Annotated in this window: 11 protein-coding genes; 7 read left to right on the top strand and 4 right to left on the bottom strand. The window is 63.4% G+C overall.

Translation table 11 applies throughout. The features are described 5' to 3' along the window. Nucleotides 1-112: 112 nt before the first annotated feature. Genes JQ586_RS00490 through JQ586_RS00480 form a run of 3 tightly spaced genes read left to right on the top strand, consistent with a single transcriptional unit; the run spans nucleotide 113 to nucleotide 4,781 of the window. Nucleotides 113-1,912, top strand: coding sequence for an FAD-dependent oxidoreductase (locus JQ586_RS00490; RefSeq protein ID WP_212392511.1), 1,800 nt, complete (start codon nucleotides 113-115; stop codon nucleotides 1,910-1,912). Then, on the top strand, nucleotides 1,882-3,729 hold the full coding sequence (locus JQ586_RS00485) for a 2-oxoacid:acceptor oxidoreductase subunit alpha (protein WP_212392510.1): 1,848 nt from the start codon (nucleotides 1,882-1,884) through the stop codon (nucleotides 3,727-3,729). The genes JQ586_RS00490 and JQ586_RS00485 overlap by 31 nt, the downstream gene beginning before the upstream one ends. Continuing rightward, nucleotides 3,726-4,781, top strand: coding sequence for a 2-oxoacid:ferredoxin oxidoreductase subunit beta (locus JQ586_RS00480; RefSeq protein ID WP_212392509.1), 1,056 nt, complete (start codon nucleotides 3,726-3,728; stop codon nucleotides 4,779-4,781). Before JQ586_RS00485 ends, JQ586_RS00480 begins: the two co-directional genes overlap by 4 nt. A 60-nt stretch (nucleotides 4,782-4,841) precedes the next feature. Here the strand turns inward: JQ586_RS00480 and JQ586_RS00475 are convergent, their stop codons facing one another. The 4 genes from JQ586_RS00475 to JQ586_RS00460 all read right to left on the bottom strand — a co-directional run bounded on the left by JQ586_RS00475 (nucleotide 4,842) and on the right by JQ586_RS00460 (nucleotide 11,168). Beyond that, nucleotides 4,842-6,032 carry an ABC transporter substrate-binding protein gene (locus JQ586_RS00475; protein WP_212392508.1) on the bottom strand — a complete coding sequence of 397 codons (1,191 nt, stop codon included), beginning with the start codon at nucleotides 6,030-6,032 and terminating at the stop codon, nucleotides 4,842-4,844. A gap of 271 nt (nucleotides 6,033-6,303) precedes the next feature. After that, nucleotides 6,304-7,848 carry a SpoVR family protein gene (locus JQ586_RS00470; protein WP_212392981.1) on the bottom strand — a complete coding sequence of 515 codons (1,545 nt, stop codon included), beginning with the start codon at nucleotides 7,846-7,848 and terminating at the stop codon, nucleotides 6,304-6,306. Continuing rightward, nucleotides 7,848-9,119: a YeaH/YhbH family protein gene (locus JQ586_RS00465; RefSeq protein WP_212392980.1), complete on the bottom strand. Its 1,272-nt coding sequence runs from the start codon at nucleotides 9,117-9,119 to the stop codon at nucleotides 7,848-7,850. The genes JQ586_RS00470 and JQ586_RS00465 overlap by 1 nt, the downstream gene beginning before the upstream one ends. A gap of 105 nt (nucleotides 9,120-9,224) precedes the next feature. Continuing rightward, complete coding sequence (locus tag JQ586_RS00460; protein ID WP_212392507.1) at nucleotides 9,225-11,168, bottom strand: PrkA family serine protein kinase; 1,944 nt, start codon at nucleotides 11,166-11,168, stop codon at nucleotides 9,225-9,227. A 531-nt stretch (nucleotides 11,169-11,699) separates the two neighbouring features. Here JQ586_RS00460 and JQ586_RS00455 point away from each other — a divergent pair. The 4 genes from JQ586_RS00455 to gnd all read left to right on the top strand — a co-directional run bounded on the left by JQ586_RS00455 (nucleotide 11,700) and on the right by gnd (nucleotide 16,855). After that, nucleotides 11,700-12,317, top strand: coding sequence for a hypothetical protein (locus JQ586_RS00455; protein ID WP_212392506.1), 618 nt, complete (start codon nucleotides 11,700-11,702; stop codon nucleotides 12,315-12,317). Between the two features lie 38 nt (nucleotides 12,318-12,355). Next, complete coding sequence (locus JQ586_RS00450) at nucleotides 12,356-12,802, top strand: DsrE family protein (protein ID WP_212392505.1); 447 nt, start codon at nucleotides 12,356-12,358, stop codon at nucleotides 12,800-12,802. 211 nt (nucleotides 12,803-13,013) lie between these two features. Continuing rightward, the gene (locus JQ586_RS00445) at nucleotides 13,014-15,860 is read left to right on the top strand and encodes a bifunctional transaldolase/phosoglucose isomerase (RefSeq protein ID WP_212392504.1); all 2,847 of its coding nucleotides are present in this window, start codon (nucleotides 13,014-13,016) and stop codon (nucleotides 15,858-15,860) included. Between the two features lie 11 nt (nucleotides 15,861-15,871). Further along, entirely contained in the window at nucleotides 15,872-16,855 is a 984-nt protein-coding gene (gene gnd / locus JQ586_RS00440; RefSeq protein WP_212392503.1) for a phosphogluconate dehydrogenase (NAD(+)-dependent, decarboxylating), read from the top strand. The last annotated feature ends 1 nt before the right edge of the window (nucleotide 16,856 follow it).

The raw sequence follows: 16,856 nt of genomic DNA, 5'->3' as shown, positions 1-16,856 counted from the left end.
TAAGATAAGCCTATGATCCAATTTAAAAACCACAACAACGTCGCGTGAGCGTTCGTCATCAACGATAAGGCCGCGCAAGGTCAGGCATTTTTCGCGCGGGTCAAAGGTAGGAATGAAACCGACTGATATCTCGGCGCCGGACTACTTTCACAAAGTAGTCGATTGCCAATGGGCTTGTCCCGCACACACCCCCGTTCCCGAGTACATCCGGTTGATCGCTGAGGGGCGTTACAGCGACGCCTACATGATCAATTGGAAGTCGAACGTGTTCCCGGGCATCCTGGGACGCACCTGCGACCGTCCCTGCGAGCCGGCGTGCCGCCGCGGTCGCGTCGAGGACAATCCGGTCGCGATCTGCCGCCTCAAGCGCGTCGCCGCCGACTTCAAGGACGATATCAAGCATCGGCTGCCGAAGCCCGGCCCGAAGAACGGCAAGCGCATCGCGCTGGTCGGCGGCGGCCCGGCGTCGCTTGCCGTGGCGCGCGATCTCGCCCCGCTCGGCTATCACTGCACCGTGTTCGACGGCGATCCGAAGGCCGGCGGCATGATGCGCAGCCAGATCCCGAAATTCCGGCTGCCAGACAGCGTGATCGACGAGGAGACCGACTACATCCTGAACCTCGGCGTCGAGTTCAAGGGCGGCCAGCGCGTCGACAGCCTGAAGCAGCTGCTCGGCGAGAACTATGACGCGATCTTCATCGGAAGCGGCGCGCCGCGCGGCCGCGAACTCGACATTCCCGGCCGCAAGGAAGCCGCCGCCAACATCCATATCGGCATCGAGTGGCTGGCCAACGTGTCGTTCGGCCATGTCGACAAAATCGGCAAACGCGTCATCGTGCTTGGCGGCGGCAACACCGCGATGGATTGCTGCCGCACCGCCCGCCGCCTTGGTGGCGAGAGCGTCAAGGTGATCGTCCGCTCCGGCTTCGAGGAGATGAAGGCCTCGCCATGGGAGAAGGAGGACGCGCTCCACGAGGATATTCCGATCCTCAACTACATGGTGCCGGTGGCGTTCAAGCATGTCAGCGGCAAGCTCATTGGCGTCACCTTCCAGCACGTCAAGGCCGAATACGACGCGAAAGGCCGCCGCAATCTGGTGCCCTCGGGCGAAGCCGATCAGACCATTCCCTGCGACGATGTGCTGGTCGCGGTCGGCCAGGAGAACGCGTTCCCCTGGATCGAAGCCGATTGCGGCATCGAATTCGACAAATGGCACATGCCGAAGGTCGATCCCGGCACGTTCGTGTCGACCAACCCGAAGGTGTTCTTCGGCGGCGACGCGGCGTTCGGGCCGAAGAACATCATCTGGGCGGTGGCGCACGGCCATGACGCCGCGCTCTCGATCCACCGCATGTTGTCCGGCGAGGACATCACCGAGCGTCCACTGCCCGAGGTGCACGTCTCCTCGCAGAAGATGGGCATCCACGAGTGGAGCTACGACAACGACATCTCCGCCGACAAGCGCTTCAAGGTGCCGCATCGCGACAAGGTGATCGCGCTGAAGGACATCCGTACCGAGGTCGAACTCGGCTACGACCTCAAGCTCGCGCTCGGCGAGGCGCAGCGCTGCCTGAACTGCGACGTGCAGACGATATTTTCCGCCCCGCTCTGCATCGAATGCGACGCCTGCGTCGACATCTGTCCGATGGACTGCATCACCTTCACCCAGAACGGCGAAGAGGATGACGTGCGGCAGCGCCTGAAAGCACCCTCGCCGCACCACGACCAGGCACTCTATGTCTCCGGCGACCTGAAGACCGGCCGCGTCATGGTGAAGGACGAAGACGTCTGCCTGCATTGCGGGCTGTGTGCCGAGCGCTGCCCGACCGGCGCCTGGGACATGCAGAAATACCTCATCGATATGGCTCACGCAGGTTCAACATGTCAGTCCAAAGCCCGCTCAGCAGCGTAAACGACTTCGTCGTCCGCTTCGCCAACGTCAACGGTTCGGGCTCGGCGTCCGCCAACGAACTGTTCGCGCGTTCGATCCTGCGCCACGGCGTTCCGGTCTCGCCACGCAATATCTTCCCCTCCAACATCCAGGGCCTGCCGACCTGGTACGAGGTGCGCGTCACCGAGCAAGGCCATCTCGGCGCCCGCGGCGGCGTCGACATGATGGTCGCGATGAACCCGCAGACCTGGGACAAGGACGTCGCCTCGATCGAGCCCGGCGGCTATCTGTTCTACGATTCGACCAAGCCGATGCCGACGTCGAAATTCCGCGAGGACATCACGGTCATCGGCGTGCCGCTGACCGCGATCACCAACTCGACCTATTCAGATCCGCGGCAGCGCCAGCTGTTCAAGAACATCATTTATCTCGGCGCACTGTGCGCGCTGCTGGACCTCGACCCCAAGGTGGTCGAACTGCTGATCGGCGAGCAATACAAGGGCAAGGAGAAGCTCCTGTCCTCCAACGTCCATGCGCTGCATCTCGGCCGCGACTGGGCGCTGCAGAACCTGAAATGCCCGATCGGGCTGCGCGTCAGGAAGTCCGACAAGGTCGGCGACCGCATCTTCCTCGAAGGCAACAGCGCGGCGGCGCTCGGCGCCGTCTATGGCGGCGCCACCGTTTGCGCCTGGTATCCGATCACGCCATCATCGTCGGTGGCGGAAGCCTTCACCAGCCATTGCAAGAGGTATCGCCACGATCCCGAAAACGGAAAGGCGAAATATGCCATCGTGCAGGGCGAGGACGAGTTAGCCTCGATCGGCATCGTGATCGGTGCATCCTGGAACGGCGCGCGCGCCTTCACCGCGACGTCAGGTCCGGGCATCTCGCTGATGACCGAGTTCATCGGCCTGTCCTATTTCGCCGAAATCCCTGCCGTGATCATGAACATCCAGCGCGCCGGCCCCTCGACCGGCATGCCGACCCGAACCCAGCAATGCGACGTCATCGCCTGCGCCTATGCCTCGCACGGCGACACCAAGCATGTGCTGTTGTTCCCGGAAGATCCGGCCGAGGCTTTCGAATTCGCCGCGGCCGCCTTCGATCTTGCCGAGCGGCTGCAGACCACGATCTTCCTGATGCTCGATCTGGACATCGGCATGAACCACCGGCTGTGCCGCCCGCTGAAGTGGGACGACGCACGGCAATATGACCGCGGAAAGGTGATGACCGCAGAGATGCTCGACGAAGGCCGCGACTTCGGCCGCTATCTCGACGTCGACGGCGACGGCATCCCCTACCGCACCTATCCCGGCGCTCACCCGACCAAGGGCTCCTACTTCACCCGCGGCACGTCGCGCGACCGCTACGCGCGGTATTCGGAGGAAGGCGCCGTCTATGCCGACAACATGCAGCGCCTGGTGCGCAAGTTCGAGACCGCGCAGGACTTGGTGCCGCGGCCGTTGCAGGCCAATGCGGCGAAGCCAACCAAATACGGCGTAATCTATTTCGGCTCCACGTCGCCGGCGATGGACGAGGCAATCGGCCTCTTGGAGGCACGCGGCCATCAGCTCGACCGCCTGCGGATCCGGGCCTTTCCGTTCCACTCCAGCGTCGCGAGTTTCATCGCCGATCACGACTTCGTCTACGTCGTCGAGCAGAACCGTGATGCGCAGCTCCGCCAGCTGATCGTCAACGAAAACGGGATCGATCCGGTCCGGCTGGTGCCGATCCTGCACTATGACGGTACGCCGATCACCGCCCGCTTCATCGCGAACGCGATCGGCGACCATCAGGACCATCTCAAGGTCACCCCTCTCCGCAAGGCCGTGTCATGACCTACATTGCAAAGCCGAAATTCCATCATCCCGGCCTGAAGAAGAACGAACTCGGCTACACCCATCGCGATTACGAGGGCAAGATCTCGACGCTGTGCGCCGGCTGCGGCCACGACTCGATCACCGCCTCGATCATCGAGGCCTGCTACGAGCTCTCGATAGAGCCGCACCGGGTAGCCAAGATCTCCGGCATCGGTTGCTCGTCGAAGACGCCGGACTACTTCCTCGGCAATTCGCACGGCTTCAACTCGGTGCACGGCCGCATGCCGTCGGTCCTGACCGGCGCCAACCTCGCCAATCGCGACCTGATCTATCTTGGAGTGTCTGGTGACGGCGATTCCGCCTCGATCGGCTTCGGCCAATTCGCACATTCGATCCGGCGGGCCGTCAACATGACCTACATCGTCGAGAACAACGGCGTGTACGGCCTGACCAAGGGGCAGTTCTCGGCGACCGCCGATCGCGGCTCGAAGTCGAAGAAGGGCGTCACCAACACCGACAACGCGATCGACCTCGTCGCGATCGCACTGCAGCTTGGCGCGACCTTCGTGGCGCGCAGCTTCTCCGGGGACAAGACGCAGCTGGTACCGCTGATCGCCGCCGCGATCCGCCACAAGGGCGCGTCCTTCATCGACGTGATCAGCCCCTGCATCGCCTTCAACAATCACGCCGGATCAACCAAGAGCTTCGATTATGTCCGCGAGCACAATGACGCGGTGAACCGCCTCGACGTGGTGGTCGGCCGCGAGCCGATCAACGTCGACTACGCGCCGGGCACGGTGCAGGTGGTCGAACAGCATGACGGCACCAAGCTCGCGTTGCGCAAGCTCGATGCCGACTACGATCCGCATGACCGCCTGGGCGCCATGACCTTCCTGCAGAAGCATGCGGCCAAGGGCCAGATCGTCACCGGCCTGCTCTATGTCGATCCGGATGCCGAGGACCTGCACACCCATCTCGACACCGTCGAGACGCCGCTCAACACACTCGACGAAGTGGCGCTGTGCCCCGGCTCTGGAGTGCTCGACAAGATCAACGCCAGCCTGCGCTGAGCCACGACTATCGCACCGGGCCTTCCGCTCTGCCGGAAGGCCCGGTTTGCGCTTGTTTGACTACTTGTCGCTGAGCACGTCGCCGAACAGTGCCCAGGACTTGCCGTCGAACCGCGCCATCTGGATCTGCCGGATCGGCGTCACATTGTCCGGCTCGGTCTGGACCTTGATGCCCGGCAGCAGCATCGGCAGCTCCAGCGCCTTCAGGTTGGCAGCCTGCTTGATGATGTTGTCGCGGCTGTAGTCGCCGTTGCAATTCTTCAGCACCGCGGTCATCACCTGCGCGACGGTGTAGCCCTGCACGTTGAACAGATCGCCGGCGCTGGCGTTCGGCTGGTACCTCTTCATCCAGGCCGCAAACTCCTTCTGGCCGGGATCATCGGCCCAGCGCGGATCGGTCGGATCTTTCAGGTAGAGCCCGGTCACGACGCCGACCACATTCTCCAGACCCGCCGGTTCAAGCACGGCCGACACCGAGTTGGAGACCGACGGCAGGATGGTCAGCGGCTTCCAGCCCATGCTGGCGGCCTTGCGCAGCGCCTGGGCTGCGAATTTCGGCGTCGCCTCGGCGAAGAACACGTCGGCGCCGGACTCGCGCATCGTCACCATCTGGGAATCGATGGTCGGGTCGCTCGTGAGATAAGTCGTCTCCGCAACGATCTGGCCGACATGCTCGCCGAGGCCATCCTTGAAGCCCTTCAGATAATCCTTGCCGGCATCCTCGTTCGGCGTGATGACGGCGATCTTGGCGTCCGGCTTGGTCGTCAGGACATATCTTGCGTACAGCCTGCCCTCGAGCTCGTAGGTCGGGTTGAAGCCGACCGTCCAGGGGAACTGCTTCGGATCGTTCCAGCGCGTCGCGCCTGACGACACGAACAGCTGCGGCACGTGCTTGATGTTGAGATACTTCTGCACGGCGATGTTGGGCGCGGTGCCGACCGAACTGAAGAGCGCGAGCACCTCGTCCTGCTCGACCAGCTTGCGCGTCTGCTCGACGGTCTTCGACGGCGAATAAGCATCGTCGAGGGTTTCAAATTCGATCTTGCGGCCGTTGATGCCGCCCTGATCGTTCAGCATCTGGAAATAGGCCGCCTCGGCGCGTCCGATCGTGCCGTAGGCCGAGGCCGGGCCGCTGTAGGGCGCGGTGTTTCCTAGTTTGATAGCGGTGTCGTTTGCGAAGGACGGTGCGATCGACGGGGCGGCGAGCGCGATGAGGGCGACAACGCCGACGAGGCTTGTGCGAGGTGACAAGAGCCGTTTCCTTTTTCTTGGTTTTCTTGACGCGGCGCACATTATCAATCGCGCCCGCGCAGGCAATCGCTGGGACATCATCACGACATCGCCGATCAATTTCCGTGTGCCGGCAATCGCGCTTGCGCGCGCAGCAACGCCCGCTGTTTGAGCCCCGAAAGTTGCCTGGATGTTCACGATGTGAACCTTCACTGGTCACGAAGGTTCGCTAGGCAAGACGGCCGTTCCGCAGGGCGGCCGCGAGAGCAGGCCTGCCGAAGATGCAGTGCTGCTACGCCGCCACCGCAGCCGCGCGCGGGCTGACGGCATATTCCTTCAGCACCTTGTCTGACGCGTCGACCTCGGTCAGCACCACGTCATAGGTCCAGAGGTCGGCGAGGTGCTGCAGCACGCGCCGCGCGTCGGTCTCGTTGAGCTGCGCATCCTTCACCGTGGTGTGGCGCAGCATCAAGCGGCGATCGCCGGCGAGATCGACGTCGATGACCTCGATATTGGCGTCGACGAAGCCGACGTCGTATTGCCGCGACAATTCGCGACGGACCCGGCGGTAGCCACGCTCGTCGTGGATCGCGTCGACCTTGATGCCCGCGCTCTCGGCCGGGTCATCGTGCAGATGGAACATACGGAACCGCCGGATCAGCGCCGGGCTCAGGAACTGGCCGATGAAGCTCTCGTCGCGATAATTGCTCCAGATCTCGCGCAGCACGCCTTCGACGTCGCCCTTGCCGGCGATATCAGGGAACCATTCGCGGTCCTCGTCCTCCGGACTGGTCACGATGCGCTCGATGTCCTGCATCATCGCAAAGCCGAGCGCGTAAGGGTTGAAGCCGGACCAGCGACGGTCGTCGAAGTCGGGCTGGAACACCACATTGGTGTGGGATTGCAGGAATTCAAGGAAGTTGCCGTCCGAGATGCGGTCCTGTTTGTGCAGGCGGTTCATGATGCGGTAGTGCACGTAGGTCGCGGTGCCCTCGTTCATCACCTTGGTCTGGCTCTGCGGATAGAAATACTGCGCGATGTGGCGCACGATGCGGATGATCTCACGCTGCCAGGGATGCAGCCGCGGCGCGGTCTTCTCCAGGAAGTAGAGGATGTTCTCCTGCGGCAAACCGAGCAGCGCGCGGCGGCGCTCGGCGGTCATTGCCGACTTACTCTTGGCCTTGGTGTTCGGGACCGTCCGCCACAGGTCGTTGAAGACGCTTTCCTCATGCTGGCGGCGCTCGCCGGCGCGCTTCTCCTCGGCGCGAAGGTCGAGCGTCTTCTTGCCGGGATAACGGTCAATGCCATGCGACATCAGCGCGTGCGCAGCATCAAGGGTCCGCTCCACCGTCTCCCGCCCGTGCCGGTCCTCGCAGGCTGCAATGTAGCCCTTGGCGAATTCGAGATAGTCGAGGATGCCGTCGGCATCGGTCCACTGCTTGAACAGATAGTTGTTCTTGAAGAAATGATTGTGCCCGAACGCGGCGTGCGCGATCACCAGCGTCTGCATCGTCGCGGTGTTCTCCTCCATCAGATAGGAGATGCAGGGCGAGGAGTTGATGACGATCTCATACGCGAGGCCCATCAGGCCCTTACGGTAGGAGGCCTCCTGGAAGGCGAACTGCTTGCCGAACGACCAGTGCTTGTAGAACAGCGGCATGCCAACCGAGGAATAGGCATCCAGCATCTGCTCGGCGGTGATCACCTCGATCTGGTTCGGATAGACGTCGAGCCCGAGCTCGGAGTGCGCGATCTCCTGGCACGCATCGTGGATCCGTTGCAGTGTGTGGAAGTCCCAGTCGGCGCCCTCGAACAGCCGTCCGCCGGATGAAACCATCACGCAACCCTTTCTTGCTTGCTGCGGCGCTTGAACAGGTCCTGGAACACCGGGAAGATCTCGCCGCGCTCGCTGACCTTGCGCATCGATAGCGGCGCACCCTCGTTGCGCAGGCGCTCGTACAGCGTCCAGAGCGAGGAGTCCGGCATGTCGAAGGTGTAGTTGGCAGCCTCGCCGACCTCGAGATAGGCGAAGAACTGGCAGACCGGCAGGATCTTGTCGGTCAGGAGCTGGCCGGTCAGCGCGCTGTCGGACGTCATGTTGTCGCCGTCGGAGGCCTGCGCGGCATAGATGTTCCAGTCGGCCGGGCGGAAGCGGGTGCGGACGATCTCGTTCATCGCAACCAGCGCGCTCGACACCAGCGTACCGCCGGAGGCCGGCCCGTGGAAGAACGTATCCTCGTCGACTTCCTCGGCACGATCGGTGTGGCGGATGAACACGATCTCGACGTGCTTGTAGCGCCGCTTCAGGAACACGTAGAGCAGCATGTAGAACCGCTTGGCGAGATCCTTCATGTGCTCGGACATCGAGCCCGACACGTCCATCAGGCAGAACATCACGGCCTGCGCCACCGGCTTCGGTACCGTCTCGAACCGGCGGTAGCGGATGTCGATCGGATCGATGAACGGGATCCGCTTGACCTTGGCCTTCAGCGCCTCGAGCAGCGCCAGCAATTCCTGACGACGCGTCGCGTCGTCGCACTCCGCAAGCTCCGCCTCGAGCGCCTCGATTTCGTCCTTGCGCGGACGGCGCAGCGCCACGCGCCGCGCCAGCGCCCGGCTCACGGTGCGACTGATCGAGATGTTCGCTGGCGAGCCTGACGTGGAGTAGCCTGCGCGCTGGATCCCCTCGCTCTCGGTCTCGGCCAGCTTGCGCTTGGCCAGATCGGGCAATTCGAGATCGTCGAGGAACAGGTCGACGAATTCGTCGCGGCTGAGCACGAAGCGGAAGGCATCCTCGCTGTCGCCCTCGCCGGCGCTCGACCCCTTGCCGCCGCTCTGGTTCGGGCGCGGCAGCCAGTCACCCTCGACGAATTTCTTGTTGCCGGGCAGCACCATGTCGCGGGTTCCGCCCTCACGGCGGAAGCGCGGCTCATCCATGCCGTCCAACGGGATGGTGACCTCGCCGCCCTCCAGGACATCCTTGATGTCCCGGTCCTGCGACGACTTCTTCACCGCTCCCTGAACCAGCGCCTTGGCGCGCCGCAGGAAGCGTTGGCGGTTCTCCAGGCTCTTGCTACCCGGATTCAGGCGCCGATCGACGATGTGCATGACCACGTTGCATCTGCCTCAGCTCGTGATGCGATCAGAAACGGTCGCACCACTCTCTCATGTCTCGCGTTGGCGTGGAAGACCGGCTTCCACCTCAGGATCATGCTAACCGGCCTGCTTCACCCTCATGTACCACTCGACCAGGCGGCGGACCTGGCGCTCGGTATAGCCGCGCTCGACCATCCGCGCGACGAACTCGCCGTGCTTCTTCTCGGTCTCGCCGTCCTTCTTGGAACCGAAGGAGATGACCGGGAGCAGATCCTCGACCTGCGAGAAGATCCGCTTCTCGATCACGTCGCGGACCTTTTCGTAGGAGGTCCAGCTCGGATTCTTGCCGCCATTGTGCGCCCGCGACCGCAGCGAGAACTTGACCACCTCGTTGCGGAAATCCTTCGGGTTGGCAATCCCCGCCGGCTTCTCGATCTTGGTCAGTTCCTGGTTCAGCAATTCGCGATTGAGCAACTGACCCGTGTCGGGGTCCTTGAAGTCCTGGTCCTCGATCCACGCGTCGGCGTAGTCGACGTAGCGATCGAACAGGTTCTGGCCGTAATCGGCGTAGGATTCCAGATAGGCCTTCTGGATCTCGTTGCCGATGAACTCGGCATAGCGCGGCGCGAGATCGGCCTTGATGAATTCGAGATAGCGCTTCTCGGTCTCATCGGGCAGCTGCTCGCGGCGGATCGCCTGCTCCAGCACATACATCAGGTGCACCGCGTCGGCGCCGACCTCCGTCGTGTCGTGGTTGAAGGTCGAGGCCAGCACCTTGAAGGCAAAGCGGGTCGAGACGCCATCCATGCCTTCGTCGACGCCGGCGGCGTCCTTGTATTCCTGCACGCTACGAGCCTTCGGATCCGACTCCTTCAGGCTCTCACCGTCATAGACCCGCATCTTGGCGAACAGCGTCGAGTTCTCGTGCTTGCGCAACCGCGACATCACCGAGAAGCGCGCCATCGTCTCCAGCGTCGCCGGCGCGCAAGGCGCGGCGGCAAGCTCGGAGCTCTGGATCAGCTTCTCGTAGATCTTCTGCTCCTCGGCGACCCGCAGGACATAGGGCACCTTGATGACGCAGATGCGGTCGATGAACGCCTCGTTGTTCTTGTTGGTCTTGAAGCTCTGCCACTCGGCTTCGTTGGAGTGCGCGAGGATAACGCCGGTGAAGGGGATCGCGCCGATATTCTCGGTGCCGATGTAGTTGCCTTCCTGCGTCGCCGTGAGCAGCGGATGCAGCATCTTGATCGGCGCCTTGAACATCTCGACGAACTCCAGCACGCCCTGGTTGGCGCGATTGAGGCCGCCGGAATAGCTGTAGGCGTCGGGATCGTTCTGGGCGTAGGTCTCGAGCTTGCGGATGTCGACCTTGCCGACCAGCGACGAGATGTCCTGGTTGTTCTCGTCACCGGGCTCGGTCTTCGCCACCGCGATCTGGCGCAACCGAGAGGGCTGGATGCGCGCAACACGGAATTGCGAGATGTCACCGCCGAAGGCTTCCAGCCGCTTGTAGGCCCAGGGCGACATCAGGCCGCTCAGCCGGCGGCGCGGAATGCCGTACTTTTCCTCGATCATCGGTCCGAGCTGCTCAGGATCGAACAGGCCAAGCGGGCTCTCGAACACCGGCGAGAGCTCGTCGCCGGCCTTCAGCACATAGATCGGATGAATTTCCATCAGCGCCTTGATGCGCTCGGCGAGCGACGATTTGCCGCCGCCGACCGGTCCGAGCAGATAGAGGATCTGCTTGCGCTCCTCGAGCCCCTGCGCGGCGTGGCGGAAGAATCCGACGATACGCTCGATCGTATCCTCCATGCCGTGGAAGCCGGCGAAGGCGGGATAGGAACGAATCGTGCGATTCAAAAAGATACGGCCAAGGCGAGGGTCCTTGGCCGTGTCAATCATGTGAGGCTCACCGATCGCCGCTAATAACCGCTCGGCCGCATTGGCATATCGCATCGGATCACTTCGACACGACTCCAGATACTCGGCCATCGACATGTCGGTCTGGCTTCGCGCTTCGAACGACCTTGCGAAGGCGTTGAACAAAGAATCGTTGTACATGATCCCTCTCTCCACGATATGTATCGCCGCACGACTGACACGAGTCGTAACCAGAGCGTCCAAGGATCGAATCAGCGTCGGCACGCTACGTCCATTGGACACTCGACCGACTCACTTCGGCAATGCACGGCGCGTGCAGCCTCTGCCTTATCAACAAGCAGGAAGCTTAATAGTTCATCAATATCCCCGTTTGGTGGCCTGTTTTTGGCGGTTGTAGCCCTCTCGCCACATCCGGGGTTTACCGGGGTCCCAGGCCGCCGAGGCGGATATTCGGGCTGGCGACGCTGCCTGCCCGGCGATGAACGTTGGCCTCCCCGAAAAGGTGTGCCTGCCCGCCCGCGGCGTCAAGTATGCGCGCATCACATGGCGCATAAACATTCGTTCAGACGCGATAAACATTCGTTCAGACGCTTGAACGTGCCTTCCTGCCGCCGCGACTAAGGCTACGAACCTGCACAATTCGGCACGGCATCATCGCCGCGCACTATTGAGGATGTGAGGCAGGCATCGCTTATTCCCAAGGCGCCGGTCATGAAGCGGATAATCGTTGTTGTTGCCCTCGTAGCTGCGGCGTATGCCGGCTTGATCGTTTCCGCCCTGGCGCAAGAGGCCGTCAGCAAGGCAAAGGCGGCCGCCTTCGACAGCAGGATGTTCGGCGGTCCGGCGCTTGCGAGCGCCCATGCCTGCTTCGTGCGGCGCTACGATGCTGAGCATCTCGCGCAGCACCCAAAGCAGAAGGTCAGCGCGATGAAGCTGCTGGTCCGGACCGAATACGCGCCTGACGACAAGACCATCAACTACTCGTACCGCATCGGCGTCCGGTACCGCGATCGTGCCGGCGATTTCGACACAATCGGCTATTGCGACCACGCGATCGCGACCGAGAACGGTCGCGACGTGCACTTCGAGTGCGACGTCGACTGTGAAGGCGTCGGCCTCACCATCGCTCTGTCGAAGGATGATAAATCCGCGATCGCACGCCCCGGTCACATCATGGTCCGGGATCGAAGCAAGCCCGACGAGGACCAGCGCGAAGCCCTGTCCGCAGGTGCCGACGACAAGATCTTCCGCGTCGATCGCGCCGACATCAGCGAATGTGCCGAACTTGTGACCGACCAGAAGGAACTCGCCGCACTCGGTCACAAGTGATAGGCTTCCGCGACCATCGACAATCGTGGGAGGATGCGATGCATCGACGCAACATGCTGTGGGGCGCGCTCTCGACGATTGGCGCCGTGTTCGCCGCCTCGCGCACCAACGCGACGACCGAGGCGCCGCCGAACAGGCTCAGGGTGGTCTACCATCTCAGCGACCTCGACAAGGTCAGCTTCGTGATCGGCAACATCCAGAACCATCTCAATGGCGTCGGCGGGCCCGACAATGTGACGATCGCCCTGGTCGTCCACGGCCCGGCGCTGAAGGCGTTTCACTCGGCCGGCGCCAGTCCCGATCTGTCGCACCATGTCGGCCAATTCACCAGGGACGGCATAGAGCTCGCCGCCTGCGGCAACACCATGAAATCGCAGAACATCACCCTGGCTGACCTGCTCCCCGGCTTCGTCAGCGCCGACCGGGGCGGCGTGGTCCGCCTGGCCGAGCTGCAATCGCAGGGTTACCTCTATCTGCGGCCGTGAACGGGCGGCGCGATGCGTCATAAAAATGTGCCGGGATCGGGCTCATCCTGGCATCGCCGTCCGAGGGATCGAACTGATGTGAACGGCGTTATCCCTTGGGACGGCTGATATTCTATCCGGGCGCCCGCCTCCGTGTTGACAATCCCCCCTCGCCCCAGAAAGCTGCCCGGGAACCCAAAAACCGACCCTCGATCGAACGAGAACAGGCCCCATGAATCCCGTCAAAGCACTCGAAAACCACGGCCAGGCAGTCTGGCTGGACTTCCTGGCCCGCGGCTTCGTCACCCAGGGCGACCTGGAGCGGCTGATCGAGACCGACGGCGTCAAAGGCGTGACCTCCAACCCCTCGATCTTCGAGAAGGCGATCGGCAGCTCGGACGAATATGACGGCGCGATCGGCCACGCGCTGAAACAGGGCGACCGCTCTGTCGCCGACCTGTTCGAGCACATCGCGATCGAGGACATCCAGAACGCCGCCGACGTGCTCCGCCCGGTCTACGACCGGACCCATGCCGGCGACGGCTTCGTCAGCCTCGAGGTCTCGCCCTATCTCGCCATGGACACCAAGGGCACGATCGCCGAGGCCGAGCGGCTCTGGAAGCACGTCCATCGCAAGAATTTGATGGTCAAGGTGCCGGCGACACCGGAAGGCCTGCCCGCGATCGAATTTCTGATCGGCGAAGGTATCAGCATCAACATCACGCTGCTGTTCTCGCAGAAGGTCTATCGCCAGGTGGCGGAGGCCTATCTCAAGGGACTCGAAAAATACGTCGGCAAGGGCGGCGATCCGTCCCATATCGCTAGCGTCGCGAGCTTCTTCGTCAGCCGCATCGACACATTGGTCGACAAGCAGCTCGACGAGAAGATCGCGCGAGCGAACGATCCGTCCGAGAAGGAGCGGCTCGCCGCACTGAAGGGCAAGGTCGCGATCGCCAATGCGAAGCTTGCCTACCAGGACTACAAGCGCCTGTTTGCGGGCGGGCGCTGGGACAAGCTCAAGGCCAAGGGCGCCAGGCCGCAGCGGCTGCTATGGGCCTCGACCGGAACCAAGAACAAGGACTACAGCGACGTGCTCTATGTCGAGGAGCTGATCGGTCCCGACACGGTCAACACCGTGCCGCCGGCAACGCTCGATGCGTTCCGCGACCACGGCAAGCTGCGCGACAGCCTCGAGGAGAATGTCGAAGACGCCCACCATGTGCTGGAGGAATTGGAGAAATCCGGCATCTCGCTCGATGCGATCACCGAGGAGTTGGTGAAGGACGGCGTCAAGCTGTTCGCCGACGCCGCCGACAAGCTCTACGGCGCGGTCGCCCACAAGCGCGCGACCTCGCTCGGCGGCGGCATCGACCGCCAGGCGCTCGCGCTCGGCCCAACCATCGGGAATGCCGTCGAGAAGAGCACCGAAGAGTGGCGCGCCTCGGCCAAGATCCGCAGGCTCTGGCAGAAGGACAAGTCGGTCTGGACCAGCGATGACGAGAACAAGTGGCTGGGCTGGCTGACCAGCGCAGTGACGGCCGATGTCGCCGACTACGAGGATTTCGCGCAGCGCGTGAAGGGACAACATTTCACCGACGCCGTTGTGCTCGGCATGGGCGGATCGAGCCTCGGGCCGGAGGTGCTCGCGGAAACCTTCCCGCACAGGCCGGGTTTCCCGCGGCTGCATGTCCTCGACTCCACCGACCCGGCGCAGGTGCGCGCGATGGAAGAGTATGTCGACATCACGAAGACGCTGTTCATCGTCTCGTCCAAGTCAGGCGGCACCACCGAGCCGAACGTGATGAAGGACTATTTCTTCGATCGCGTCAGCAAAGCGATCGGCAGGGAAAAGGCCGGCCACCGTTTCATCGCCGTGACCGACCCCGGCTCCTCGCTGCAGAAAGTCGCTATCAAGCAGGGTTTTGCCCGTATCTTCTACGGCGATCCCACGATCGGCGGCCGCTATTCCGTGCTGTCGCCGTTCGGCCTGGTGCCGGCAGCGGCGGCGGGCATCGACATTCGCGGCCTCGTCCATCACACGCTGTCCATGGTGCGCTCCTGCGGCCCTGATGTGCCGCCACATGAGAACCCCGGCGTGCAGCTCGGCCTCGCCATGGGCATCGCCGGCCTCGAAGGCCGCGACAAGGTGACGATCTTCTGCTCGCCCAAGGTCGCCGATTTCGGCGCCTGGGCCGAGCAGTTGATCGCGGAATCGACCGGCAAGGACGGAAAGGGCCTGATCCCAATCGACGGCGAGACGGCTGGCGATCCCGCGGTCTATGGCCACGACCGCTTCTTCATCGACCTTCGCGCGGAGGGCGAGGACGATGCCGGGCATGCGGCAAAGCTTGCCGCGCTCGAGTCCGCCGGCCATCCCGTGGTGCGTATCGTCATGAAGTCGATCGACCATATCGGTCAGGAATTCTTCCGCTTCGAGATCGCAACCGCCGTCGCCGGATCGATCCTCGGCATCAACCCGTTCAACCAGCCCGACGTCGAGGCGGCCAAGATCAAGACCCGCGAGCTCACGGCCGCGTTCGAGAAGACCGGCGCGCTGCCTGTCGAAGAGCCGGTGGTATCGGCGGCGGACGTCGACCTCTACACCGACGCGCAGAACGCCAACGATTTGCGCAGGGCCGGCGCCAATGGCGACCTCAACTCGTGGGTAAGAGCCCATCTGTCGCGCTCCGGCAGCGGCGACTATGTCGCCCTGCTCGCCTATATCGAGCGCGACGGCGACACTATCGACGCCATGCAGGCGATGCGGATGAAGCTGCGCGATGTCAAACACCTTGCGACCTGCGCCGAGTTCGGCCCGCGTTTCCTGCATTCGACCGGCCAGGCCTACAAAGGAGGGCCGGACAGCGGCATCTTCCTGCAGGTGACCGCCGACGATGCCAGCGATCTGCCGGTGCCCGGCCAGAAGGCGAGCTTCGGCGTGATCAAGGCGGCGCAGGCGCGCGGCGATTTCGACGTGCTCACCGAACGCGGCCGGCGGGCGCTCCGCGTGCATCTCAAGGGGGACCTCGCCTCCGGGCTCGCGGCGCTCGACGCTGCGATCTCGGCCGCACTGAACTGAAGGAGTACATCATGCAACTCGGCATGATCGGCCTCGGGCGGATGGGCGGCAACATCGTCCGCCGCCTGATGAACCACGGCCACACCACCGTGGTCTACGACAAGGATCCCAAGGCGGTGGCAGCGCTCGCCGCGGACAACGCCGCGGGCTCGTCATCGCTGGAGGATTTCGTCCGCAAGCTGGAAACCCCGCGCACTGCCTGGGTGATGCTGCCGGCCGGCAAGATCACCGAAGCCACGATTGACGCGCTGGCCAAGCTGATGCAGCCCGGCGACGTCATCATCGACGGCGGCAACACGTTCTGGCAGGACGACGTCCGCCGCGGCAAGGCGCTGAGGGAGCGCGGGCTGCACTATGTCGATGTCGGCACCAGCGGCGGCATCTGGGGCATCGAGCGCGGCTACTGCATGATGATCGGCGGCGACAAGGCGGTGGTCGACCGGCTCGACCCGATCTTCAAGGCGCTGGCGCCCGGGATCGGCGACATTCCGCGCACACCGGGCCGCGAACGACGCGATCCCCGCATTGAGCAGGGCTACATCCATGCCGGTCCGGTCGGCGCAGGCCATTTCGTCAAGATGATCCACAACGGCATCGAATACGGCCTGATGCAGGCCTATGCCGAAGGCTTCGACATCCTCAGGAACGCCAACATCGAGGCGCTGCCATCGGAGCATCGCTTCGACCTCGATATCGCTGATATCGCCGAGGTGTGGCGGCGCGGCAGCGTGATCCCCTCCTGGCTGCTCGACCTCACCGCATCGGCGCTCGCCGAGAACCATACGCTCGACAATTATTCCGGCTTTGTCGAAGACTCCGGCGAAGGCCGCTGGACCGTGAACGCCGCCGTCGACGAGGCCGTGCCGGCCGAGGTGCTGACGGCGGCGCTCTACACCCGCTTCCGCTCGCGCAAGGATCATACCTTCGCGGAGAAGATCCTCTCCGCGATGCGCGCAGGCTTCGGCGGCCACAAGGAGCCGCCCAAGAAGGCTTGAA

This window comes from Bradyrhizobium jicamae (assembly GCF_018130215.1).
Lineage (GTDB): Bacteria > Pseudomonadota > Alphaproteobacteria > Rhizobiales > Xanthobacteraceae > Bradyrhizobium > Bradyrhizobium jicamae_A.
This window is presented reverse-complemented; position numbering and strand designations above follow the sequence as displayed.

Bases quoted from the DNA above. Each gene is read 5' to 3' on its own strand.
- JQ586_RS00490 (WP_212392511.1), top strand. From the start codon at position 113: ATGAAACCGACTGATATCTCGGCGCCGGACTACTTTCACAAAGTAGTC.
- JQ586_RS00485 (WP_212392510.1), top strand. From the start codon at position 1,882: ATGTCAGTCCAAAGCCCGCTCAGCAGCGTAAACGACTTCGTCGTCCGC.
- JQ586_RS00480 (WP_212392509.1), top strand. From the start codon at position 3,726: ATGACCTACATTGCAAAGCCGAAATTCCATCATCCCGGCCTGAAGAAG.
- JQ586_RS00470 (WP_212392981.1), bottom strand. From the start codon at position 7,848: ATGGTTTCATCCGGCGGACGGCTGTTCGAGGGCGCCGACTGGGACTTC.
- JQ586_RS00465 (WP_212392980.1), bottom strand. From the start codon at position 9,119: ATGCACATCGTCGATCGGCGCCTGAATCCGGGTAGCAAGAGCCTGGAG.
- JQ586_RS00460 (WP_212392507.1), bottom strand. From the start codon at position 11,168: ATGTACAACGATTCTTTGTTCAACGCCTTCGCAAGGTCGTTCGAAGCG.
- JQ586_RS00455 (WP_212392506.1), top strand. From the start codon at position 11,700: ATGAAGCGGATAATCGTTGTTGTTGCCCTCGTAGCTGCGGCGTATGCC.
- JQ586_RS00450 (WP_212392505.1), top strand. From the start codon at position 12,356: ATGCATCGACGCAACATGCTGTGGGGCGCGCTCTCGACGATTGGCGCC.
- JQ586_RS00445 (WP_212392504.1), top strand. From the start codon at position 13,014: ATGAATCCCGTCAAAGCACTCGAAAACCACGGCCAGGCAGTCTGGCTG.
- gnd (WP_212392503.1), top strand. From the start codon at position 15,872: ATGCAACTCGGCATGATCGGCCTCGGGCGGATGGGCGGCAACATCGTC.